General features: G+C 66.7%; 21 protein-coding genes. 2 read left to right on the top strand and 19 right to left on the bottom strand.

Going from position 1 to position 22713, the window contains the following annotated elements; all coding sequences use genetic code 11:
* Positions 1 to 3: 3 nt before the first annotated feature.
* From plsX to AB6806_RS03695, 3 genes are all read right to left on the bottom strand, one after another.
* Positions 4 to 1062, bottom strand: a complete 1059-nt coding sequence (gene plsX / locus AB6806_RS03705; RefSeq protein ID WP_038368278.1) for a phosphate acyltransferase PlsX — start codon at positions 1060 to 1062, stop codon at positions 4 to 6.
* 164 nt (positions 1063 to 1226) lie between these two features.
* Entirely contained in the window at positions 1227 to 1787 is a 561-nt protein-coding gene (locus AB6806_RS03700) for a YceD family protein (RefSeq protein ID WP_133565632.1), read from the bottom strand.
* Complete coding sequence (locus AB6806_RS03695) at positions 1777 to 2319, bottom strand: ubiquinol-cytochrome C chaperone family protein (protein ID WP_370954126.1); 543 nt, start codon at positions 2317 to 2319, stop codon at positions 1777 to 1779. Before AB6806_RS03695 ends, AB6806_RS03700 begins: the two co-directional genes overlap by 11 nt.
* A 149-nt stretch (positions 2320 to 2468) precedes the next feature.
* Here AB6806_RS03695 and AB6806_RS03690 point away from each other — a divergent pair, with 149 nt between their 5' ends.
* Complete coding sequence (locus tag AB6806_RS03690; protein ID WP_081925652.1) at positions 2469 to 2963, top strand: outer membrane protein assembly factor BamE; 495 nt, start codon at positions 2469 to 2471, stop codon at positions 2961 to 2963.
* Positions 2964 to 3051: 88 nt separating this feature from the next.
* Here the strand turns inward: AB6806_RS03690 and AB6806_RS03685 are convergent, their stop codons facing one another.
* From AB6806_RS03685 to glyA, 11 genes are all read right to left on the bottom strand, one after another.
* Complete coding sequence (locus AB6806_RS03685) at positions 3052 to 3978, bottom strand: DMT family transporter (protein ID WP_370954125.1); 927 nt, start codon at positions 3976 to 3978, stop codon at positions 3052 to 3054.
* A gap of 197 nt (positions 3979 to 4175) precedes the next feature.
* Positions 4176 to 6332, bottom strand: coding sequence for a sodium-translocating pyrophosphatase (locus AB6806_RS03680; protein WP_112761871.1), 2157 nt, complete (start codon positions 6330 to 6332; stop codon positions 4176 to 4178).
* A 212-nt stretch (positions 6333 to 6544) separates the two neighbouring features.
* Positions 6545 to 7345, bottom strand: a complete 801-nt coding sequence (gene allE / locus AB6806_RS03675) for a (S)-ureidoglycine aminohydrolase (RefSeq protein ID WP_142020708.1) — start codon at positions 7343 to 7345, stop codon at positions 6545 to 6547.
* 33 nt (positions 7346 to 7378) lie between these two features.
* Positions 7379 to 8584 (bottom strand): MFS transporter, encoded by a 1206-nt coding sequence (locus AB6806_RS03670; protein WP_038368294.1) that lies wholly within the window; start codon positions 8582 to 8584, stop codon positions 7379 to 7381.
* A 36-nt stretch (positions 8585 to 8620) separates the two neighbouring features.
* A complete protein-coding gene (thiL, locus tag AB6806_RS03665; protein WP_142020707.1) occupies positions 8621 to 9616 on the bottom strand; it encodes a thiamine-phosphate kinase in 996 nt (331 codons plus the stop codon).
* A 160-nt stretch (positions 9617 to 9776) separates the two neighbouring features.
* Positions 9777 to 10244: a transcription antitermination factor NusB gene (gene nusB / locus AB6806_RS03660; RefSeq protein WP_112761867.1), complete on the bottom strand. Its 468-nt coding sequence runs from the start codon at positions 10242 to 10244 to the stop codon at positions 9777 to 9779.
* Positions 10241 to 10765, bottom strand: coding sequence for a 6,7-dimethyl-8-ribityllumazine synthase (ribH, locus tag AB6806_RS03655; RefSeq protein WP_038368300.1), 525 nt, complete (start codon positions 10763 to 10765; stop codon positions 10241 to 10243). The genes nusB and ribH overlap by 4 nt, the downstream gene beginning before the upstream one ends.
* A gap of 186 nt (positions 10766 to 10951) precedes the next feature.
* Positions 10952 to 11599, bottom strand: coding sequence for a riboflavin synthase (locus tag AB6806_RS03650; RefSeq protein WP_112761866.1), 648 nt, complete (start codon positions 11597 to 11599; stop codon positions 10952 to 10954).
* Positions 11599 to 12729: a bifunctional diaminohydroxyphosphoribosylaminopyrimidine deaminase/5-amino-6-(5-phosphoribosylamino)uracil reductase RibD gene (ribD, locus tag AB6806_RS03645; RefSeq protein ID WP_133565640.1), complete on the bottom strand. Its 1131-nt coding sequence runs from the start codon at positions 12727 to 12729 to the stop codon at positions 11599 to 11601. Before ribD ends, AB6806_RS03650 begins: the two co-directional genes overlap by 1 nt.
* Complete coding sequence (nrdR, locus tag AB6806_RS03640) at positions 12722 to 13216, bottom strand: transcriptional regulator NrdR (RefSeq protein ID WP_038368308.1); 495 nt, start codon at positions 13214 to 13216, stop codon at positions 12722 to 12724. The genes ribD and nrdR overlap by 8 nt, the downstream gene beginning before the upstream one ends.
* 42 nt (positions 13217 to 13258) lie before the next feature.
* Positions 13259 to 14557, bottom strand: coding sequence for a serine hydroxymethyltransferase (gene glyA / locus AB6806_RS03635; RefSeq protein ID WP_038368309.1), 1299 nt, complete (start codon positions 14555 to 14557; stop codon positions 13259 to 13261).
* Between the two features lie 278 nt (positions 14558 to 14835).
* Between glyA and AB6806_RS03630 the strand changes: the two genes are divergently transcribed.
* Positions 14836 to 16170, top strand: a complete 1335-nt coding sequence (locus AB6806_RS03630; protein WP_038368843.1) for a hemolysin family protein — start codon at positions 14836 to 14838, stop codon at positions 16168 to 16170.
* 148 nt (positions 16171 to 16318) lie between these two features.
* Here the strand turns inward: AB6806_RS03630 and AB6806_RS03625 are convergent, their stop codons facing one another.
* The 5 genes from AB6806_RS03625 to AB6806_RS03605 all read right to left on the bottom strand — a co-directional run bounded on the left by AB6806_RS03625 (position 16319) and on the right by AB6806_RS03605 (position 22462).
* On the bottom strand, positions 16319 to 17563 hold the full coding sequence (locus AB6806_RS03625; RefSeq protein ID WP_142020706.1) for a L,D-transpeptidase family protein: 1245 nt from the start codon (positions 17561 to 17563) through the stop codon (positions 16319 to 16321).
* 290 nt (positions 17564 to 17853) lie between these two features.
* The gene (ldtR, locus tag AB6806_RS03620; RefSeq protein WP_038368311.1) at positions 17854 to 18366 is read right to left on the bottom strand and encodes a transcriptional regulator LdtR; all 513 of its coding nucleotides are present in this window, start codon (positions 18364 to 18366) and stop codon (positions 17854 to 17856) included.
* A 336-nt stretch (positions 18367 to 18702) separates the two neighbouring features.
* Positions 18703 to 19143, bottom strand: coding sequence for a DUF6163 family protein (locus AB6806_RS03615; protein ID WP_051988506.1), 441 nt, complete (start codon positions 19141 to 19143; stop codon positions 18703 to 18705).
* Positions 19144 to 19145: 2 nt separating this feature from the next.
* A complete protein-coding gene (locus tag AB6806_RS03610; protein ID WP_370954124.1) occupies positions 19146 to 20201 on the bottom strand; it encodes an enoyl-CoA hydratase/isomerase family protein in 1056 nt (351 codons plus the stop codon).
* Positions 20202 to 20422: 221 nt separating this feature from the next.
* The gene (locus AB6806_RS03605) at positions 20423 to 22462 is read right to left on the bottom strand and encodes a putative bifunctional diguanylate cyclase/phosphodiesterase (RefSeq protein ID WP_185747822.1); all 2040 of its coding nucleotides are present in this window, start codon (positions 22460 to 22462) and stop codon (positions 20423 to 20425) included.
* Positions 22463 to 22713: the final 251 nt, after the last annotated feature.

Genomic DNA, 22713 nt, shown 5'->3' with positions numbered 1-22713 from the left:
TCCCTATTCGGCGTCGGCCGGCTGCGCGGCGACAGGCGCCGGCTGCGTGCTCGCGGCGACCATCTCGCGCAGCTTCGCCATCAGATCCTCGCGCGCCATCTCATAGGCGAGCTCGGCCGCGCTGGCGAAGCCGATGGCATCCGTACCGCCATGACTCTTGATGACGATGCCTTCCAGCCCCAGGAAGACGCCGCCGTTGGATTTGCGCGGATCGAGCTTCTCGCGCAGCGCCGAGAAGGCGCCACGGGCGAAGAGATAGCCGATCTTCGCCATCAGCGAACGGCTGATGGCGGCACGCAGATAGTCGGTGACCTGGCGCGCCGTGCCTTCGGCGGTCTTGAGCGCGATGTTGCCGGTGAAGCCTTCCGTCACCACCACGTCGACCGTGCCCTTGCCGAGATCGTCGCCCTCGACGAAGCCATGATAGGTCAGATGCGGCAGGTTGCCCTCGCGCAGGATGCGCCCGGCCTCCTTCACCGCCTCGACGCCCTTGATCTCCTCGACGCCGACATTCAGCAGGCCGACCGTCGGCCGGTCGAGATCGAAGACGACACGGGCCATGGCCGCGCCCATCACCGCGAGATCGACGAGATGGCGGGCATCGGCGCCGATGGTCGCGCCGACATCGAGCACGATGCTCTCGCCGCGCGCCGTCGGCCACAGGCAGGCAATCGCCGGCCGGTCGACCTGTGCCATCGACTTCAGGCAGAATTTCGACATTGCCATCAGCGCGCCGGTGTTGCCGGCGGAGACGGTGACATCGGCCTCGCCGGTCTTGGTCGCGTCGATGGCGCGCCACATCGAGGATTTGTAGCGGCCGTAGCGCAGCGCCTGGCTCGGCTTGTCGTCCATCTTCACCGAGACTTCGGTATGATGGAACGTCGTGACGGCCTTGAGCTTCGGGTGCTGCTCGACCAGAGGCAGAACCTCCTTCTCGTCGCCGAAAATGACGAAGCGCGCATCCGGGCGTCGTTCCAGCATCAGGGCAGCGCCGGGAATGGCGACGGAAGGGCCGTGGTCCCCGCCCATCGCATCGAGCGCGATTGTAACCGGTCTTGTCATGGAGTTCTGGTGTGTCCCGGGAGCGGCCGACCTTCGATCCCGGGCGGCTCTTTGCCGGCCGGACAATAGCGGTTTAGCGCCAAGCCGCAAGCGGCGGAGGCGGTTTGGCGCCGCTCAATCATTGTTGCGATCCGTCTCCGCGGCCCTGCTGCCCGCTGCCCGCGTCACGTGGCGTCCCGCTTCAGCTTCGCGAGCGCGGCGAAGGGCGAGAGCTCTGCGGAATCCGCCGCCGGCGCCTCGAAGCTCACGCCCGGCTTGCGCGGGTAGGGATCGAGCGAGAGCGCGAGGAATTCGAGCGTGACGCTGCCCAGATCGATGACGCCGTCCACGATCGGCTCCGGCGGGTCCTCCTCGTTGAGCAAGACCTCGATGTCGATGTCCGCATCGCCCGAATCGGTGCGGCGCGCGGCGGCGAGCGCATCGTCCTGCGGTGCGAAATCGAGCTTCACCGGCACGTCGAGCCGGACCGGGAAAGGCTCGAGCGTGACGATGCAGGTCTGATGCAGCCGCGCCTCGATGCGGCCTTCGAGCTTCACCCGTTCGCCATTGCGCGTGAGCATATAGCGCGCCTCGAGCGCCTCCAGGGAGGCGAGGTCGAGCATCGCGGCGATGCCGGCCAGCTGCTGCGGCTCGGCCTTGACCACGGCCTCGGTGCCGCGCAGGCGGATGAGCTCGACGCGGATGGGGTGGCTCAAGGGCAAGACGCGCCCGTGATCAGGCGTCATGCACGGCCTCCTGGCTGACGAAATCGGGAAAAAGCGGCTCGCGATGCAGAAGCGCTTCGAGATCGAGGGCGGCGAGCCCGCCCTGCGCCTCGCGCAGATAGGCCGCGACGGCGGAAGCGCCCTGCTGCGAGGCATTGCGATGCAACGCCTCGGTCAGCGCCTCCGGCTCGGATCCGGCAAAGGCCGGCTCATAGGCCTGGATGCGGCCATAGAACATCTGGCCGATCTTCTTCATCCGCTTCGGCACGGCGATGTCGCTGACGCCGCCATTGCGGAAGCCGAGCTCGAGATAGGAGAAGCAGGCGTCGATCAGCTCCTGCGAGAGATCGCCCGCAGGCGGCGGCAATTCGCGCAACCGCCGCAAGACCAGGAACATGTGCAAGGTCAGCGATTCGAAGCGCCCCTCGAAGCTGTCGGGAATGCCGCCCGCGAGATAGAGCCCGGGCTGACGCGACGCTTCCGCGACGCGCCCGAACAGCGCATCCACAGGTGCGCGCCGTTGCGCGCGCTTGCCGAACCAACCGAAAATCACGCTCTTGCCTCCGCCCGGCCGCGTCGCGGGCGTCCTCGCCTTGCCAAAGCCATCCTCGGGCGTTACGCCAACCCTGCCCCTTTTGACAAGCGGCTTGGAACGGTCACCCGGCCCTCCACGTCCGCCCTCGCCTTTCGGATCGTGCCCGCATGACCCAGATTTCCCGCCGCGCCGTTCTGCTCGGAGCCCTCGCGACCTCGTCCCTGACGCTGGCCGGCTGCGGCCCCGATGCCGGCGGCTTCGTCCTGCCGACATCGACCGGCATGAACGAGGAATTCACCCGTGGCTTCGTGATGGACGACTCGCTCGTCGCGCAGGTCAAGGTCGGCATGGACGTGCAGTCGGTGCTGCAGATCCTCGGCACGCCGTCGACGACCTCGACCGTCGGCAACCGCACCTTCTACTATATCAGCCAGCGGATGCGCCGTCGCTTCCAGTTCCAGGACCCGCAGGTCATCGACCAGAACGTGCTGGTGATCTATTTCAACAAGAGCTTCAAGGTCGAGCGCATCGCCAATTACGGGCTGCAGGACGGCGTGATCTTCGACTTCATCAGCCGCACCACCCCGGCCGGCGGCCAGGAGCAGAGCTTCCTGCGCAACCTGTTCCGCGGCGTCACCAAGTTCAACCCGCTCGGCGCCTGAACGGCTCCCACGCGGTCAGAAGACAAGAGAACCCCGCGACAAGGTCGCGGGGTTTCTTTTTGGGCCATTTCGGGATGTGCACCGGCCCTCAGGCAGGCCGGGCCTGCTTTTTCTCCGGCAAGGTCATCGCCATCACCCCGACGACCACCAGCGCAAGACCGGCCCAGGCCGTCGGCTGCAGGCGCTCGCCCAGGAAGACGAGGCCGATCACCACGCCGATCGGCACGCGCAGATAGGACACCGCCGTCGTCCCGACCGAGCCGAGCGTGCGGATCAGCCGGAAATAGATGGCGAAGGCGAGCGCCGTCGAGAACACCGACAGCGCCAGCAGCGCGAGCAGGGATTCCTGCGAGGGCGCCAGCGTCCAGGGCCGGTCGACGATAAGGGCGGCCGGGATCAGCAGCGCCGTGCCGGTCAGCATCGAACCGGCCGCCGGCAGAAGCGGGTCCATGCCGGTGAAATGCCGGCCGAACAGCGCCGCGCAGGCATAGGCGATCGTCGCCGCGACGATGGCGAGCTGCGGCAGGGCTTGCGAGCCCAATCCGGAAAAGGCGTCGACGCCGACGATCAGGCTGATGCCGGCAACGCCGGCCGCGACACCGAGGCCCTTGCGCCAATCGGGGCGCTTGCCGGACATCAGCACGAGCGAGATCAGGAAGACGAAGACCGGTGTGGTGCCGTTGAGGATCGAGGCGAGGCCCGCATCGACGCTGCGCTCGGCCCAGGCGATCAGCGTGAAGGGCACGACGCTGTTGAGGCAAGCCTGGGTCAGGAAGCGCCGCCAGGCGGTCAGATTCCGCGGCATCCGCAGGCCGCGGCCCCGGATGACGGCGAGCAGGATCAAGCCGGCGATCAGCGTGCGGGCGGCGATCAGGGTCAGCGGCGGGATCGTCTCCACGCCGAGCTTGATGAAGGTGTAGGAGCCGCCCCAAAGCGTCGCCAGCGCCAGCAGCAGGGCGAATTCGGTGGTGCGGTTCGGGGTCGCGGATGTGGCTTCGAGCGCTTGCGTGGACATGGTTCCTCCTCGGTCGCGGGGACCATGCCAGCACTTCTCGCCGACAGCATGCGGCAACACTACGCTCCCGGCCGTAGCTTGCCGGCTTGATTCAAGGCGTTGCCGATTTGATTCAATCGGTCGCTGCAAGCCATTGCCCAAAAAGAAGAACCCGCGACTTTCGTCGCGGGCTCCAGATGTTCAGGCGATGCCTGCACTCAGCTATGCGCCAGGATCGCCAGCAGCAGCAGGGCGATGATGTTGGTGATCTTGATCGCCGGGTTCACGGCGGGGCCCGCCGTGTCCTTGTAGGGATCGCCGACGGTGTCGCCGGTCACCGAGGCCTTGTGCGCGTCCGAGCCCTTCATGTGGCGCACGCCGTCCTTGTCGACGAAGCCGTCCTCGAAGCTCTTCTTGGCGTTGTCCCAGGCGCCGCCGCCCGACGTCATCGAGATCGCGACGAAGATGCCGGTGACGATCACGCCCATCAGCATGGCGCCGACGGCCGCGAAGGCGTTGTTCTTGCCGGCGATCCAGTAGATCACGAAATAGGTCACGATCGGCGCCAGCACCGGCAGGAGCGAGGGCACGATCATCTCCTTGATCGCGGCCTTGGTGAGCAGATCGACGGCGCGGGCGTAATCGGGCCGCTCCGTGCCCTGCATGATGCCGGGCTTCTCGCGGAACTGCCGGCGGACTTCCTCGACCACAGAGCCCGCCGCACGCCCGACCGCCGTCATGCCCATGCCGCCGAAGAGGAAGGGGATGAGGCCGCCGAGCAGCAGGCCGACGACGACATAGGGATTGGACAGCGAGAAATCGAGCGTGACGCCCTTGAAGTACTGGAAGGCCGTGCTGCCCGCCTTGTTGGCCTCGGTGATGAAGAAGTTGAGGTCCGAGGTGTAGGCGGCGAACAGCACCAGCGCCCCGAGGCCGGCCGAGCCGATCGCATAGCCCTTGGTGACCGCCTTGGTGGTGTTGCCAACCGCGTCGAGCGCGTCGGTGGAGTGGCGGACCTCCTTGGGCAGCCCCGCCATCTCGGCGATGCCGCCGGCATTGTCCGTCACCGGACCGAAGGCATCGAGCGCCACCACGACACCGGCCAGCGCCAACATGGCGGTAGTGGCGATCGCGATGCCGAACAGGCCCGCGAGGCTGTAGGCCGCGATGATGCCGGCGATGATGACGATGGTCGGCGCCGCCGTCGCCTCCAGCGAGACCGCGAGGCCCTGGATGACGTTGGTGCCATGGCCGGTCACCGAAGCCTGGGCGATGGAGACGACCGGGCGCTTGCCGGTGCCGGTGTAGTATTCGGTGATGATGACGATGCAGAGCGTCACGGCAAGGCCGACCAGCGCGCAGCCGAAGAGGTTGCCGGAGGTGAAGGTGACGTTCTGGACCGTCGTGAAGCTGGTGGAGAAGCCGCCGAACATGACATAGTTCACCACCGCGATCGCGCCGACCGAGAGCACGCCGGCCGCGATGAAGCCCTTGTAGAGCGCGCCCATGATCGACTGGTTGGCGCCGAGCTTCACGAAGAAGGTGCCGATGATCGAGGTGACGATGCAGGCCGCGCCGATCGCCATCGGATAGAGCATCATCGTGCCCAGCGCGGGCTGGCCGGCGAAGAAGATCGCGGCGAGCACCATGGTCGCGACCAGCGTCACCGCATAGGTCTCGAACAGGTCGGCGGCCATGCCGGCGCAATCGCCGACATTGTCGCCGACATTGTCGGCGATGGTCGCGGGGTTGCGCGGATCGTCCTCGGGGATGCCGGCCTCGACCTTGCCGACGAGGTCGGCGCCCACATCCGCGCCCTTGGTGAAGATGCCGCCGCCGAGACGGGCGAAGATCGAGATCAGCGAGGCGCCGAAGCCGAGCGCCACCAGCGAGTCGATGACGGTGCGGCTCGAAGGCTCGAAGCCGAGGAAGGAGGTCAGGATGCCGTAATAGACGGCAACGCCGAGCAGCGCGAGGCCGGCGACCAGCATGCCGGTGACCGCGCCGGCCTTGAAGGCGACGTCGAGCCCCTCGCCGAGCGACTGCATCGCGGCCTGTGCCGTGCGGACATTGGCGCGCACCGAGACGTTCATGCCGATGAAGCCGGCGCTGCCCGAAAGCACCGCGCCGATCAGGAAACCGATGCCCACCCACTTGCCGAGGAGCCAGGCCAGCACGACGAAGAGGACGACGCCGACCATGGAAATGGTGAGATATTGGCGCTTGAGATAGGCCTGCGCGCCTTCGGCGACCGCGCCGGAGATCTCCTGCATGCGCTGGTTGCCGGCATCGCGCTTCATGACGTCGCCATAGGCCCAGATGCCGTAAGCAATCGACAGCGCACTCAATACGATGATGAGAAGCAGAGCTGACATTCGGTTTCCTACCTTGAGCTTCCGGGCTGTCGGGAGCGCTGTCGCTCCTCTTTGCAGCGTTGGACGTCAGGCAGCGAAAAAACGGGGCCCTGAAGACTAAAAGGCCCGCCTTGCGTCGCCTGTGTCAGGCGAATTTGTGGCAAGTTTCGGCGGTGAGCGCAAACGGCTGCGCTTACAAATTTCGTCGAATGTCAGGTACGGGCGATTCAGGCTCAGAGCGCGACGTCGCGGTTGACGTTCTTGTAGAGCAGGTAGCAGGCGTCGCCATGGCCGGTCGGGTAGAATTGCTGGGGGCAAAAGCCGCCCATCCAGATGAAATCCCGCTCCCAGATCTCGTGCCAGTCCTGATCGAGGAAGTAGAGCCCCTGCCCTTCCAGCATGTAGAGGCCGTGCTCCATCACATGGGTCTCGACCGCCGGGAAGCAGACTCCCGGCTTGAACCACATCAGGTTCATCTCGAAATCGAAGCGCATATCGCCATAGGGCAGCAGGAACTGGAAGCCGCGCCCCTCCATGCCGGTATGATTCGTCATCGGAACGGCATCGCGATGCGACAGGATCGATTCGGGAACGGCGAGGCCGGGCGCCGGCTCGTAGCGTTTGCGCAGCGCCAGCACATCGGCGCGACTGCCCGTGTCGTTGCGCAGCGTGAAGCGCGTGCCGGGCGGCAGATAGGCAAAGCCGCCGGGGCCGAGCGTCCGGCTCTCGCCACCTTCGATGGCGAAGGCGATCTCGCCGGAGAGGACATAGTAGAAATGCTGGATGTCCGGCTCGCCGAAAGGAGCCGGCGTCCCGCCGCCAGGCGCGATTTCAAGCACATATTGCGCAAATCCCGCCCCAAGCACGGGCCCGGCAAGAATGCGGACGACCGTGCTCGCCCAATGCGGCAGGCGGCTGATCAGGACGCCTTCGGGCGGCATGAAGGCATAGTTCCGCTTCACCACGCCGCGGTTATGGCCGATCGCGCCGGGCGGCACGCGGCCGGTGGCAGGCGGAAAGCTGCGGTCGGTCATCCGTTTCCCCGGCATCGTCAGATCAGGAGGGCTTCAGGCCAGCCCCACGCGCTTCTGCGTGCGCTGCCAGATCACCAAGAGCAAGGCAAGCGCGACCGGCGGAAAGACGAGCCAGTTCACGGTTTCCCAGCCGCCATGGCTGAGCAGGCCGCCGGACGAAAACGAGGCGATGGCGACCGAGCCGAAGACGAGGAAGTCGTTGGCCGCCTGCACCTTCACCCGTTCTTCCGGCCGGTAGCAATCCGTCACCAGCGCGGTGGCGCCGATGAAGCCGAAGTTCCAGCCGATGCCGAGCAACACCAGCGCCAGCCAGAAATGGCCGACGCTGAGGCCCGTCAGGCCGATGATCGCCGCCAGCGCCGTCAGGGCGAGCCCCGTGATCGTCACCGCCTCCTTGCCGAAGCGTTCGATCAGCTTGCCGGTGAAGAAGCTCGGCCCGTACATGCCCAGCACATGCCACTGGATGCCGAGCGCGGCATCGCCGACCGAATGGCCGCAGGCGACCATCGCCATGGGCGCCGCCGTCATCACGAAGCTCATCAGCCCGTAGGCCACGAGCGCGGCGATGACCGAGGCTATGAATTTAGGCTGGCGCATGATCTGGCCGAGTGGCCGGCCGAGATCGCTACGGACCGTCTTCACCGGCGGCGCGTGCAGTTGCGAGACGATGCAGATCGCCAGCAGCGCCAGCGCACCCTGGGCGAGGAAGCTCGCGGCGAAGGGCGCGGATGGTGTCAGGTCGCGGGTCCAGTAGACCGATTGCGGGCCGATGATGCCCGCCGCCAATCCGCCGAGCATGACCCAGGAAATCGCGCGGGGCCGGAAGCTCGCGCTGGCGGTGTCGGCGGCGGCGAAGCGGTAGCTCTGGACGAAGGCGCCGTAGAGACCGCAGATGAAGGTGCCGAGGCAAAACAGCCCGAATTGCCGGGAGGCGACGCCGCCGGCCGCCAGGCTCGCTCCCGTGGCCCCCACAAGCGCGCCGATGAGATAGCCGCCGCGCCGGCCGAAACGGCGCATCAGCATCGCCGCCGGAATGACGCCGGCCGCGATGCCGAGCTGCAGCAGGCTGACCGGCACGGTGGCGAAGGTCTTGTCCGCGGCGAGTTGGGCGCCGACGAGGCCGCCGAGCGAGACGATGATCGCCGGATTGGCGCCGCCGAGCGCCTGCGCGCCGGACAGAACGAGCGCATTGCGCTTCGCGAGCCTGTCGCCCTCGGCGACCTGGACATGCTGGTTCATCGCCACGCCATTCCGCGGCGCCGCGGGGCGTCGCTTTCAGAAATGAGAGAAGGAGCCGTGCGCGAAACCCTGCGCTGCGCCCTTCCCGCTGTAACGCACCGCGCCCGCCCCGGAGACGATCCGGCCGATCGGCGTCAGCGGAACCGCATGCTCCGCAGCCGCCGCAATCAGAGAAGAATACTCTCCTTCAGGCGCCATGCAGAGAATTTCGTAGTCGTCTCCTCCGGTCCAGGCCAGTTCCGCCAGCGCGGGATCGGCCATGAGCGCGGCGCGGGCCGGACCGGACAGCGGAACGGCGTCGAGGTCGATCTCGGCCCCGACCTGGGAGGCCTTCAACATCTTGGCGAGGTCGCCGACGAGCCCGTCCGAAATGTCCATGGCGGCGCTGGCATGACGCTGGAGCGCCTCGGCCAGGGTGGTGCGCGGCTGCGGATGCAGATAGCGGTCGGCCAGGAAACCACGCTGGCCGTCATCCAGCGCGGCGACCCAGCCGGGCTTGTCCGGACCATGCACCTTGAGGCCGAGGGCGCCGTCGCCGATGGAGCCGGAAACGAGCACGACATCGCCGGGTTTCGCGCCGGCACGGCGGACCATCCGGCCGGCGGGAACCGCACCGAAAGCGGTGATCGAGAGGGTGAGCGGCCCGGAGGTCGAGACGGTATCGCCGCCGATCAGCGGGCAGCCGGCCTGTTGCGCGAGACGGCCGAGGCCCGCGGCAAAGTCCTTCAGCCAGCCTTCGGTCCAGTCGCGCGGCAGGGCGATGGTGAGAACGAAGCCCTCGGGCTTCGCCCCCTTTGCGGCAAGGTCGGAGAGGTTGACGGCAAGCGCCTTCCAGCCGATCGCGGCCGGTGGATCGTCCGGAAAGAAATGCACGCCGGCGACCAGCGCATCGGCGGTGACGACGACCTCGTAGCCGCGGCCCGGCCGCAGCAGCCCCGCATCGTCGAGGAGGCCGAGGCCGCCCGGCCCGGCCAAAGGCGCGAAATAGCGCTCGATCAGCTCGAATTCGCCGGGGCGCTGGTTATCGGCCATCGTCGACCGGCCTCCAAGGGTTCCGAGCCTGTTCGTCGTCATTCCGGGCAAGCTGCGATAGCAGCGCCGACCCGGAATCCATCATAGAACGCGACGCCCGACGATGGTTTGCGGATCTCCGCTTCGCTGCGTCCGGAATGACGGCGTAGAGCTCAATGAGCTAAGCCGCCGGAGCGTCGAACTCGTCGGCGCGGAAGTCGCGGGCCATGCGGTCGAGCACGGCGTTGATCATGCCGATCTCTTCGCCGTCATAGAAGGCACGGGCGACCGCGACATATTCGGAAATGACGGCGCGGGCCGGCACGTCCTTGCGGAAGGCGAGCTCATAGGCGCCGGCACGCAGCACGGCGCGGACGACCGCCTCGACGCGCTTCAGCGGCCAGTCCTTGGCGAGAAGCTCATCGACCGTGCGATCCACCAGCCGCTGCTCGCGCACGACACCGCCGAGCAGGTCGCGGAAGAAGGCGATCTCCGCCTTCGGCAGCTCGATCTCCTCGACCTCCTGGCCTATCCAGAAAGCCTCGAACTCGGCCATGGCCTCGGTGACGCCGCGGCCGCCGATCTCCATCTCGTAGAGCGCCTGCACGACCGACAGACGCGCGCCGCGCCGCATCTCGGCGCGGCTCATTCCGGTTGCTCCGGATCGGCGGCCTCGGCCAGCGAGCGCTTGTAGCGCAGCACGGCGAGCGCGGCTTCGGCCGCGCCGCCGCCCTTGTCCATCTCGGAGCGGTTGGCGCGGGCCCAGGCCTGCGCCTCGTTCTCGACGGTGAGGATGCCGTTGCCGAGCGGCAGGGCGAAGGCGACGGAGAGGTCCATCAGCGCGCGCGAGCTTTCACCCGCGACGATGTCGTAATGGCCGGTCTCGCCGCGAATGACGGTGCCGAGCGCGACGACGGCCTCGTAAGGGTCGACCGACTCGTCGGCGGCGCGCAGGCCGATGACGATCGCCGAGGGAATTTCGAGCGCGCCGGGCACGGTGACCACGTCGACGCGGCACCCGGCCTTCTCGAGCACGGCAGTGGCGCCCGCCAGCAATTCATCGGCGAGCGTGTCGTAGAAGCGCGCCTCGACCACGAGCACGCGGGCGCCCTCGATGTCGAGCGCGGGAGTTGCGGCCTCGTCGGCCGAGATCTGCCGGGGTCCGGCCATGGTTCTTGTCCTTGTTGCAGTCGACTCCGGTCCAATGACCGGATCACACAGCCCTCATCCTGAGGAGCCATTTCCACAGAAATGGCGTCTCGAAGGATGGTCCAGAGCGCACTGGAACATCCTTCGAGACGCCGCTTCGCGGCTCCTCAGGATGAGGGCTCGAATTCTCGAATTGAGCGCAGGCTCTTACCCCTGCGGGCGCGCCTCCGCAAGCCGCGCGGCATAGCGCGCCATCAGATCGACCTCGACATGGACGGCATCACCCTCCTTGCGTTGCCCCCAGGTGGTGACGGCGAAGGAATGCGGGATCAGCAATACGGTGAAGACGTCGTCCTCGACCGTGTTGATGGTGAGCGAGGTGCCGTCGAGGCAGATCGAGCCCTTGGTCGCGATGAAGCGCGCCAGGCCCTGCGGCGCCCGGATGTGGAAGCGGGCGGTCGCGCCCCAGGGCTCGTCGGGATCGGCTTCGATCGCGTCGATCTTCAGGATGCGGCCGACACCGTCGACATGGCCGACGACGAGATGGCCGCCGAGCTCGTCGCCGACCTTGAGCGAGCGCTCGAGATTGACCAGCGTGCCGGGTTCCCATTCGCCGACCAGCGTCTTGGCCAGCGTCTCGGCCGCCGCCTCGACCTGGAAGATGCAGCCGGGCTCGCCATCCGTGCGCGGCCGGAGCGCCGTGACAGTGAGGCAGACACCGGCGCAGGCGATCGAGGCGCCGATAGCGATACCGTCCGCCTCATAGGGGCAGGCGATGGCGAGGCGCTTGAGGTTCGGCCCCTTGCGCTCGGATTCGACGACCTCGCCGATGGCGGTGACGATGCCGGTGAACATCAGCCTCTCCTCACGAATTGCTCGAAACGATCGCCGCCGATCCATTCGGTTTCGGCGAGGCGGTAAAGATCGGGGTCTGCCAGCAGCCCGGCAAGGCCCGGACGCACGGCAACAATGCCGGGCTGACCCAGCATTTTCGGGGAGGTCGAGACGATGACCTCGTCGGCGAGCCCCGCCAGCGCCAGCTTCTCGCCGATGCGCGGGCCCCCTTCCGAGAACACGCGGGTGATGCCGCGCGTGCCGAGCAGCTTCAGCGCCTCACCAAGGTCGAGATGACCGTCCGGCGCAGCCGAAACGCGCATGACCTCGACGCCGGCCGCGACCAGCGCGGTTTCCGGCTCGACCGGCGCAGTCTCGGCCGCGATCACCCAGACCGGAACCTCGCGGGCGGTGCGAACGAGCCTCGCCGTCAGCGGCAGCCGCAAATGGGTGTCGAGGATGACCCGCACGGGCGAGCGCTCCGCCATGCCAGGCAGGCGCACCGTCAGTTGCGGATCGTCCGAGAGCACCGAGCCGATACCGAGCATGATCGCGTCGTGATGCGCCCGCTGCAGATGCACCCAGGCCCCGGCCGCCGGACTGGAGACGGCGATCGGCTTGCCCCCTGCCCCGCCGGCATAGCCATCGGCCGTGCGGGCGATCTTGAAGGTCACCATCGGCCTGCCTTGCGTCACCCGTAGGACATGGCCGCGATGGGCGCGCTCTGCCTCCTCCCGCAACACCCCGGTTACGACCTCGATGCCAGCCGTGCGCAGCAATGCATGGCCGAGACCGGCGATGAAGGGATTCGGGTCCGTCATGGCCGAGACGACACGCCTCACGCCGGAGAGAATCGTGTGCTCGACGCAAGGAATGCCGCCGCGCAGCGAACGATGCGAGCAGGGTTCGAGCGTGACATAGAGCGTGCCGCCCATCGATGCGGCGCCCGCCCGCGCGAAGGCCAGGGCCTCGCCATGCGGGCGCCCGCCGGCTTGCGTCAGCCCGCGCGCCACCACTATGGGCCCGTCCGGCGTATCGCGCGTGACGATGGCGCCGACCGAAGGGTTCGGCCAGGTCGCACCGAGATTGCGCGCGCCATAAGCCAGCGCCTGCGCCATGAAGACGCGGTCGACCGCGTCTCGGTCAGTCATCAGCGCGGGGCGGCGGGGCGGAAGCGGCCTCCTCCTCGATGGTGCCGAGCTGGCCGAGCAGCTCCTCGAAGTCCTTGGCCTCGCGGAAGTTCTTGTAGACCGAGGCGAAGCGGACATAGGCGACGTCGTCGAGGCCTTTCAGCCCCTCCATGACCAGTTCGCCGATGGTCGAGCTGGGGATCTCCGCCTCGCCCGAGCTTTCGAGCTGGCGCACGATGCCGTTGACCATGCGCTCGATACGCTCGGGCGCGACCGGGCGCTTGCGCAGCGCATGCGCGATCGAGGTCTCCAGCTTGTCGCGATCGAAAGGCGCGCGCCGGCCCGAGCGCTTGACCACGGTGAGCTCGCGCAACTGCACGCGCTCGAAGGTGGTGAAGCGGCCGCCGCAATCGGGACAGACCCGGCGGCGGCGGATCGAGGCATGATCGTCGGTGGGACGGGAGTCCTTCACCTGCGTGTCGAGGGAGCCGCAATAGGGACAGCGCATTCCGGTTCGCCAGCCTTTCTCAGAGCCCCTTCGAGACCATCCTCAATAGATCGGGAAGCGCGCGGTGAGCGCCTTGACCTTGGCGGTCACGGCCTGCTCGACGGCGGCGTTGCCGTCCTCGCCATTGGCGGCGAGACCGTCCAGCACCTCGGCGATCAATTCACCGACCTGCTTGAACTCGGCGATGCCGAAGCCGCGCGAGGTCGCCGCCGGCGTGCCCAGACGGATGCCAGAGGTCGTCATCGGCTTCTCCGGGTCGAAGGGGATGCCGTTCTTGTTGCAGGTGATGTGGGCGCGGCCGAGCGCCGCTTCCGCCGCCTTGCCGGTCAGCTTCTTCGAGCGCAGATCGACCAGCATCAGGTGGTTGTCGGTGCCGCCGGTGACGAGGTCGAAGCCCTTCGCCTTCAGCGTCTCGGCCAGCGCCTTGGCGTTGGCGACGACGGCATGGGCATAGGTCTTGAACTCGGGCTGCAGCGCCTCGAGGAAGGACACCGCCTTGGCCGCGATGACATGCATCAGCGGGCCGCCCTGGATGCCCGGGAAGATCGCCGAGTTGATCTTCTTCGCCAGCGCCTCGTCATTGGTCAGGATCATGCCGCCGCGCGGGCCGCGCAGCGTCTTGTGCGTCGTGGTGGTGACGACATGGGCGTGCGGGAACGGCGAAGGATGCGCGCCACCGGCGACGAGACCGGCGAAATGGGCGATGTCGACCATGAAATAGGCACCGACCTTGTCGGCGATCTCGCGGAAGCGGGCGAAGTCCCAGTGGCGGGCATAGGCCGAGCCGCCGGCGACGATGACCTTCGGCTTGTGCTCGACGGCGAGGCGCTCCAGCGCGTCATAGTCGATCAGCTGGTCGACCACGCAGACGCCGTAGGAGACGACGTTGAACCATTTGCCGGACTGGTTGACCGGCGCGCCATGGGTCAGGTGCCCGCCGGCGGCGAGATCGAGGCCCATGAAGGTGTCGCCGGGCTGCATCAGGGCCATGAAGACGCCCTGGTTGGCCTGCGAGCCCGAGTTCGGCTGGACATTGGCGAAGCTGCAGCCGAACAGCCGGCAGGCGCGCTCGATGGCGAGCTTCTCGGCGATGTCGACGAACTGGCAGCCGCCATAGTAGCGCCGGCCGGGATAGCCCTCGGCATATTTGTTGGTCATCACCGAGCCCTGCGCCTCGAGCACGGCGCGGGAGACGATGTTCTCGGAGGCGATCAGCTCGATCTCGTCGCGCTGGCGACCGAGCTCCAGATCGATCGCGCGGGCGATCTCGGGATCGGCATCATGCAGCGAGGCGCCGAAGAAGGAGTTCGAGAGGTGCTTGTCGCGCGCGGCTTCGCTCATATCCGGCTCCTGAAGTTCGGCGGCCGGCCACGAACCGGCTCCATCGCCGGCTCCCTATCATGCGGCGGGGGGCTGTCCAAGCGTTTCCCCTACCCCGAGGCATTGCGCCGCTCGCCGAGGCGCCGCCGCCGCCCGCGGGCACGGGCTCTAGCCAGCCGCGGCCCCGCCATGTTAGTTGCGAAATATCCGCGTCAGGCGCGGATGCGGCGGCATCCAGCGCGATGCCGCCTTTTTTGTTCTCCGGCGTGGCGACACGCCGCAACCTTCCAGAGGAGATCATGCCTGCGGGCGATGGCAGTAGCAGTTGGGTCGACGTTCTCGGAATCCTGTCGGTCCTCATTCTCGTTGCCGCGAACGGCTTTTTCGTCGCGGCGGAGTTCTCGCTCGTCGCGGTTCGCAAGAGCCGGGTGACGGAGCTGGTCGCGGCAGGCCGCATGAATGCGACCGTCCTTCAGCGCGCGCTCGACAATCTCGACTCCAACCTGGCCGCCACGCAGCTCGGCATCACCATATCCTCGCTCGCCCTGGGCTGGATCGGCGAACCCGCGCTGGCGCATCTCATCGTTCCGCTGCTGGGGTGGCTGCCGGAGGGGCTGATCTCCTTCGGCTCGCACGCCATCGCCGTGGCGATCGCCTTCATCATCATCACGACCCTTCACATCGTGCTGGGCGAGCTCGCGCCGAAAAGCCTCGCACTGCAGCGCAGCGAGGGCACGGCGCTGTGGATCGTGCGCCCGCTCGGGCTGTTCCTGTTCCTGCTGCGGCCGGCCATCGTGACGCTCAACGGGCTCGGCAACCTCGTCCTGCGCGCCTGCGGCCTGCGGCCCGGCGCGGCGGAAGGAGCATTGCACTCGCCCGATGAGCTGAAGCTGCTGGTTCAGGCCAGCCAGGAAGCCGGCATCTTCGAAAGGGCGCAGCAGGAGGTGCTGGTCCGGGCGCTGAACATCGGTGACCTGCGGGTCGCCAACATCATGACGCCTCGCCACGAGATCGAGTGGATCGACGCCGAGGAAACGCGCGAGGACATGATCCGCATCATCCGCGCCTGCCGGCACGAGCAGTTGCTCGTCGGGCGCGGCAGTATCGACGAGCCGCTCGGCATGGTGCTGAAGAAGGATCTTCTCGACCAGTTCCTGGACGGGCAGCCGCTCGACCCCATCGCGGTGATCCGCGAACCGGTGATCGTCCATGAGGCGACATCAGCGGTGAAGATTCTCGAGCTCTTCAAGCGCTCGCCGCTGCGCCTGGCGACGATCGTCGACGAATATGGCAGCCTCCAGGGCATCGTCACGCAAACCGACCTGCTCGAGGCCATCGCCGGCGCCCTGCCCGCCACGGAAGGCGAGGATCCTGACGTCACCGTGCGGGAGGACGGCTCGCTGCTGATCGACGGCATGATGCCGGCGCACGAGGCCCTGAGCCATCTCGGCATCAGGCCGCAATCCGCCGACGGCGATTTTCACACCGTCGCAGGCTTCGCGCTGTTCCAGCTCGGGCATCTGCCCGATGTCGGGGAAAGCTTCGTTTTCGACGGCTGGCGCTTCGAAATCGTCGACCTCGACGGCCGCCGCATCGACAAGCTCCTGGTGCGCCCGGAGTCTGCCCCGCAATAGGCGCGCCTCGTGTTTCGGTCCGGCGTGGCCGCCGGTGCTCCCGCGTCTCCGCGACGCGCGGCCCGGACGATCGAAGCAGGCGAACCAAGCAAAAAGCCCGCCGATGAACATCGGCGGGCTTCGTAGCGATCCGGCGGAGCGCCCGGGATCAGATGTCGTTCTCGCCCTGAAGCGCGGCGACCGGCGCCGGGCCGAGGCCGTCCTTGTTGTAGATGTCGTCGCGGAACTGCACACCGCCATCCGGCGTCGCCCAGGCCGTGACATAGACCCAATAGCAGGAGACCGGATCGGCGATGCGGGCGTTGACGCGCTGGCCGGAATTGATCGTCTCGTCGATCTTGGCGCGGTCCCAGCCGGGGGTGTTCTTGAGCAGCCAGGCGACGTAGTCGCGCACGTTCTGGACGCGCATGCAGCCCGAGGAGACGAAGCGGTAATCGTCGCCGAAGATGCCCTTGGCCGGCGTGTCGTGCATGTAGACGCCGTAGGGGCTGGGAATGTTGATGCGCACGAAGCCGAGCGAGTTGAAGTCGCCGCCCGGATCCTGCCGGAAGGTGTAGCGCGTCGCCTCGTCCGAATTCCAGTTGACCTGCGAAGGCGCGATCTCGCCACCGCTGGACGAGATGATGCGGATCTTGTTCTCGGCGAGGTAGTTCGGCTCCTTCCTCATCTTCGGGATGAGGTCCTTCTTGATGATCGAGGCGGGAACCGTCCAGGTCGGGTTGAAATTGACTTCCGGAATCTTGGTCTGGAGCAGCGGCGACTGGCGGTCGATCTTGCCGACGCCGGCAGCATGGCGCGTCGCGACATGGCCGTTCTCGACCGTCTCGACCATCGCAGCCGGGATGTTGGCGACGACATAGCGCCCGCCGAGATTGCCGGACCAGGTGCGCAGGCGCACGACGTTGGTCTCGAGCTGGCGGATGCGGCGGTCGATCGGAACGTTCAGCGCAACGACCGTCGCGCGGTTGATCGCGCCGGTCGTGGAAAGGCCGACCCGGGCCTGGAACTGGCGCACCGCCGCTTCGACATAGGAGTCGTAGACGTTGCTCTCACCGGCATTCTGCTGGAGGTCGCCGGTGATCGAGAGGCGCTGGCGCAGCGCCGCAACGGCGCCCCCCCTGGCGCCGAGGCCCATGCGATCGGGCAACTGCACCGGCTGCCAGCCGCCGCGGGCGGCAAGGTCGCGATAGGCGGCGATCGCCTGCTCCGTCGCCTGCAGCGACTCGGGCGACAGCATCGGCGTCGAGGAGCGCAACACGGCGTTGCGCGGGCCGGCATCGTAATTCTGAAGCCATTCGGCCTGCTGGGCGAAAGCAGGAGCCGCTGCGGTCGAGGCAGCGCCGGAAAGCAGCGCCAGCACAGTCTCGCGGCGTGTCAGGCTCAGTTGCGACATCTCTTCCCTCTTCAACTTCATCCGAACGCGGGCGGCCGGCACGAAAACGCCGCCGGCGGGAGCGGCAGCGCGGCTGATCGGCTCCCATGACGGCGACGGTGTCGTATCACAGTTAAAGAGGCGTGATGAGAGCGGCGAATTTAGGGCATGGCCATGTTTTGCCGCATGCATGGCAGTAAAGTCACACTTGACTGCCGGCCGGCATCTCACCGCCGCTGAAACGACCCCGGGCGGCTGGGGTAGCCAGCCGCCCGGTGGGCAATCTCCCGAAACCCCTGGAAAGACGGCCTTCAGAGCTTGTAGCGGATCTGATCGGTCCAGAAGCGCTCCAGCCGCAGCAGCGCGTTGTTCATGCGCTCGAAGTCATCAGCCGCGATGCCGCCGATCTGCTCGACGGTGCGAACATGCTTGTCGTAGACGCCCTTCACGATGTCGTGCACTTCGGCGCCCTTCTCGGTCAGGCTGATGCGGACCGAGCGGCGGTCGATGCGCGACCGGGCGTGGTGGAGATAGCCGAGCTCGACCAGCTTCTTGACGTTGTAGGAGACGTTCGAGCCGAGATAGTAGCCGCGGGTGCGCAGCTCGCTGGCGGAGAGTTCGGCGTCGCCGATATTGTAGAGCAGCAGGGCCTGCACGCTGTTGACGTCGTCGCGACCGCGGCGCTCGAACTCATCCTTGATGACGTCGAGAAGCCGGCGATGCAGCCGCTCCACCAGGGTGAGCGACTCAAGATAAAGCGGCTTCACGTTGAGATCGGCCGCGCTATCCTTGGCAACTACAGAAGTCTTCACGCTCGCTTTCATGGTATTACCCGCCTGTTGTGTGCCAGCCGGAATTTCTCTTCCGGTCCGCTTCTGAAAAACACCATAAGCCTGCCCGGATGAAAACGAGTTTAAATATCAGGATGAATCGGAGATTTACCCCTTTGGGTGAATCGTAAGTGAAGCCAGAAACGCTTAAGCTAAAGCGATTCTTACCATGACTCGCGGCAATTGCGCGGTTGCAGGGCGCCAGCGCCCATCGCTTGAAGTCGGCCGGAGGGTCGATATCTGCGCCGAAATCCGAGCCCTCATCCTTCGAGACACCGCTTGCGCGGCTCCTCAGGATGAGGGCTCGCTCGACAAGGAGGCCGGAGCGCCCTACTCCGCCTCGTTCTCGGCCGCCCAGGTGACGAGGAAGTAGACCGCGATCAGCGCCATATAGATGCCCACCATCCAGGTCGTCATCGGCACGAAGCGCGGAAAGAAGAAGCTCAGCAGGAGCTGGCTCAGCGTCGCGAGCAGCCAGAGCACCCCACCCCAGGTCGAGGTCAGCCACAGCCCCACCGCCGCGACGAGGTCGATCACCGCGAAATAGACGATGATCGCCTGGAAACTGAGCAAACGATTCTCGAAGGGCAGCTGGCCGTCGCCCGAAACGCCGAAGATCACCATCCAGGCCATCAGCCCCTTGGCGAGCCAGAGCACCGAGAGCAGCCGCAGGAACCAGACCAGCACGAGCCGCCAGCGGGCCGCATCCTTGGTGCCGCCCTCGCCCGCCTGTTCGCCGCGCAGGGCCTCGACGTCGCCACCCAGACCCAAGCTCAGACCTCCAGCTTCAGCTCGGCGGCGCCGAGTGGAGCGAAATAGGCCGCGATCGCGGCAGGCTCGACGGCTTCCAGCGTATCCGGCCGCCAGTGCGGCGCCTGGTCCTTGTCGATCACCACCGCGCGCACGCCTTCATAGAAATCATGGCCATGGGCGATGCGCGAGACGATGCGGAATTCGGTGCGCATCGCCTCGGCGAAATCGAGATCCTTGCCGCGGCGCATCTGCTCATGGGCGATGGCGACGCTGGTCGGCGATTTGGCGGCGATGGTCTGCGCGAGCTTGCCGGCAAAGGCGCTGCCGCCGGTCGCGAGAGCTTTCAGCCGCGCGACGACCTCCAGCGGCGAGGCCGCAGCGAAGGCGTCCGCGATCGTCGCGGCCTCCGCCTGCAACGGGCCGGGCGGCCGGGCGATGGTGAAGCCGGCGAGGATGTCGTCGAGGGCGGCGCGGCTGGTCAGCGCGTCGGCGAGCTCGGCCATGCGGTCGCTGGCGACGCTATGGGTGGCAAGGCCGACCGAAAGCGCGTCGGCCGCACCGATGCGCTCGCCCGTCAAGGCGAGGAAGTTGCCGAAGGCGCCGGGCAGGCGCGGCAAGGCATAGGTCGCGCCGACATCGGGGAAGAAGCCGATGCCGACCTCGGGCATGGCGAAGAGATAGCGGTCGCCGGCGATGCGATGGCTGCCATGCAGCGATATGCCGACGCCTCCGCCCATGACGATGCCGTCGATGAGCGCGACATAGGGCTTGGGATAGGTCTTGATGCGATGGTTGAGGATGTACTCCTCGCCCCAGAAGGCGAGCATCTCGTCCTGGCGGCCGGCCTTGCCGCAATTATGCAGCCAGCGGATGTCGCCGCCGGCCGAAAAAGCCTTCTCGCTCGTGCTGATGACGACGACGCGCGTCACCTGCGGATCGTTCTCCCAGGCGTCGAGGGCGCGGGCGAGCTCGCGGACCATGCCGAGGCTGAGCGCGTTCAGCGCCTTCGGCCGGTTGAGGATGACGACGCCGGCCGCGCCGCGGATCTCGCAGATGATGTCCTGGTCCTGCGCCATGATCCGCCCCGGTTACGATGGGCTGCGGTTCTGGAAGGCGGGGGCGAGGTTGTCAACGCGGGGGGTGGTGTAACGGTGCAAATGTCGGTTTGGGGTGGAAACGAACGCTGGAGGACCTCCCTGGAAGCCGGCACCTAGCCCCAAGACCTGCCCCGGCTCAAACGGTGCTGCTGGAGCCGGTGAAGGTTGCGTGCTGGCCGGTGGCTCGGATCATTGGTGCGTCAGGAGCGCGTCGAGGGCGAGCGGCCTGCCGGCGACCAATTCCGAATGGTCTTCGGCACCTTCTCCCCTTGCAGAGGCCTTGCATACAAATAGCCTTGAGCGGAATCGCACCCTGTTTCTCGCAGGCGCGCGGCCTGCTCGGCGCTTTCGACCCCTTCTGCCGTCGTATGCATTCCCATGGCGTGGCCGAGGCTCACGATGGCGGCGACAATCGCGGCGTCACTGTCGTCGCTGATCAGGTTCTGCACGAAACTCTGGTCGATCTTGATGTGATCCACGGGGAACTGCTTGAGGTGCAGGAGCGAGGCAAACCCCGTCCCGAAATCGTCCAGAGCGATGGAGACGCCAGCCTCATGCAGTTCGCTCAAGATGGCGGACGCCGTCGCTGTCCTGCGCCCAAGGAACGCCGTTTCGGTCACTTCGACTTCGAAATGCTCGGAGGAGACACGCGCCTCTTCCAGGATGCGGAGAATCCTGTCGGCGAGTTTCGGGTCGGAGATGTCGGCCGAGGACAGATTGACGGCCACCCGGCCGCATTCGAGACCCTGGTCCAGCCATAACCGAACATCGGCGGCAACCTGGCGGATCATCTGCTCGCCCAGCGCAATCGAAATGGCCTGCTCAGAGAACATGGAGCCAAAGTAACCGGGAGTGAGAAGCCCTTTGGTCGGGTGGTTCCACCGCGCGAGGGCCTCGAAGCCGACGATCCGGCCTGTCACCAGCGACACTTTCGGCTGGTAGTACGGGACGAATTGCTGCGCCGCGAGCCCTTCCCTAACGTCATGCGCGATGGTCACGCGGTGTTCCATCGTCTCGCGGGCGGCGCTGGTATACACCACCGCTTGGCTGCGCCCCTGCTCCTTGGCGCGATAAAGCGCGATGTCGGCGTCCTTCATCAGCTCGACCGGGTCGCGGTGATGTTCCGGGAAGGTCGCCAGCCCAATGCTGACCGTGGTGGAGAGCGCCCGCCCCTCGTGCTGGAAGGGCGCGCGCAGAGCCTCGACAATTTCCGCAGCCCGGGCGATGGCGTCGCTCCCCGCTGAAATCTCGGCGAGGATAATGGCGAACTCGTCGCCCCCGAGGCGTGCCACGGTATCGCCTTCGGCGACGAAGCTCCTGAGCCGAAGGGCCGCTTCCTGAAGGAGGAGGTCTCCGACCGCGTGACCCAGGGTATCGTTGACATCCTTGAAGTCGTCGAGATCGAGCAGCAGCAGGCCCACGCCGGCCCCGGAGTCCCCCGCATTCTTCAGGGCCTCGTTCAGGCGGACATGGAACAGCGCCCGGTTCGCCAGGCCCGTCAGGGGGTCGTGGTTGGCGGTTCGCCAGATGGCTTCCTCGGCCGCTTTCCGATCGGCGATGTCGAAGGTCAGTCCGATGAGCCGGTTTTCGCCCTTTCGCTCAGCCCTGAGTGACAGCCATGTGTGCGTGCCGTCTGGGGACAGGTAGCGCACTTCGGTCGCGCCACTGCCCTCCGACATCACGGCGTGCCAGAAGGTCGTCACCCTCTGCCGGTCGTCGGGATGCACCCGATCGATGAAATCGGCCGCCGGTCCCGAAGAAATCCCCAGCAGCACCATGGAATTCTCGGAGCGATCGACCCACAGCGTCTCGAGATCGAGTTCCCAGGCCGCCATCCTGCTGGCTTGCAACGCCAGCCGCAGGCGCTCCTCGCTCACCCTGATCGCGTTCTCGGCTGCATTGCGGATGGTGATGTCGGTAAAGGTGCGCACCATTCCGCCATTGGGAAGGCGGTTGGTTCGAACCTCCAGCACCGTCCCGTCCGGTCTCTGCCTCTCATAGTCCAGAATTTCGACGTTTATTCCTTCGTATTTGATGGCGCGAAGGAGCGCTTCGGTGACCGTACCAAATTCGCCTTGCTCCATCTGCCATCGTTTCACCGCCTCGAACGACGGATGGGACCGCATCAAGTCGGCAGGCAGGCCGAGCAGATCGATCGCGCGCTGATTGCAGACCGCCACATAGCCGTTGGCGTCCACCATCAGAATTCCCTGGTCCACATGCTCCACGACAGCGTTCAACAGAGCGCTGTCCACGGGGAATGCTCGCGTCATGCGCTGAGTGGTCAAGCGTCGGCCCCTCCCCAAGCTAATGGTCAAGCAAGGTATGGCCGCCCACTTTCGAAATACTGAAAGACCGAATGCCCGGCATCGCAGGCCAGACCGGCATGCTCGCTCGGCTTGCGACCATGCGCCTCTGGTTTGGAATTGTTCCGATGTGATATGAAGCCGGCATGCCGCTGCCGCCCCCGCTCAAGCCTCGGGCGTGCCGC

The organism is Allobosea sp. RCC_152_1, from assembly GCF_041360765.1.
Lineage (GTDB): Bacteria > Pseudomonadota > Alphaproteobacteria > Rhizobiales > Beijerinckiaceae > Allobosea > Allobosea spartocytisi.
Note: the sequence above shows the minus strand (reverse complement) of the source record. Positions and strands in the feature narration are given on the sequence as shown.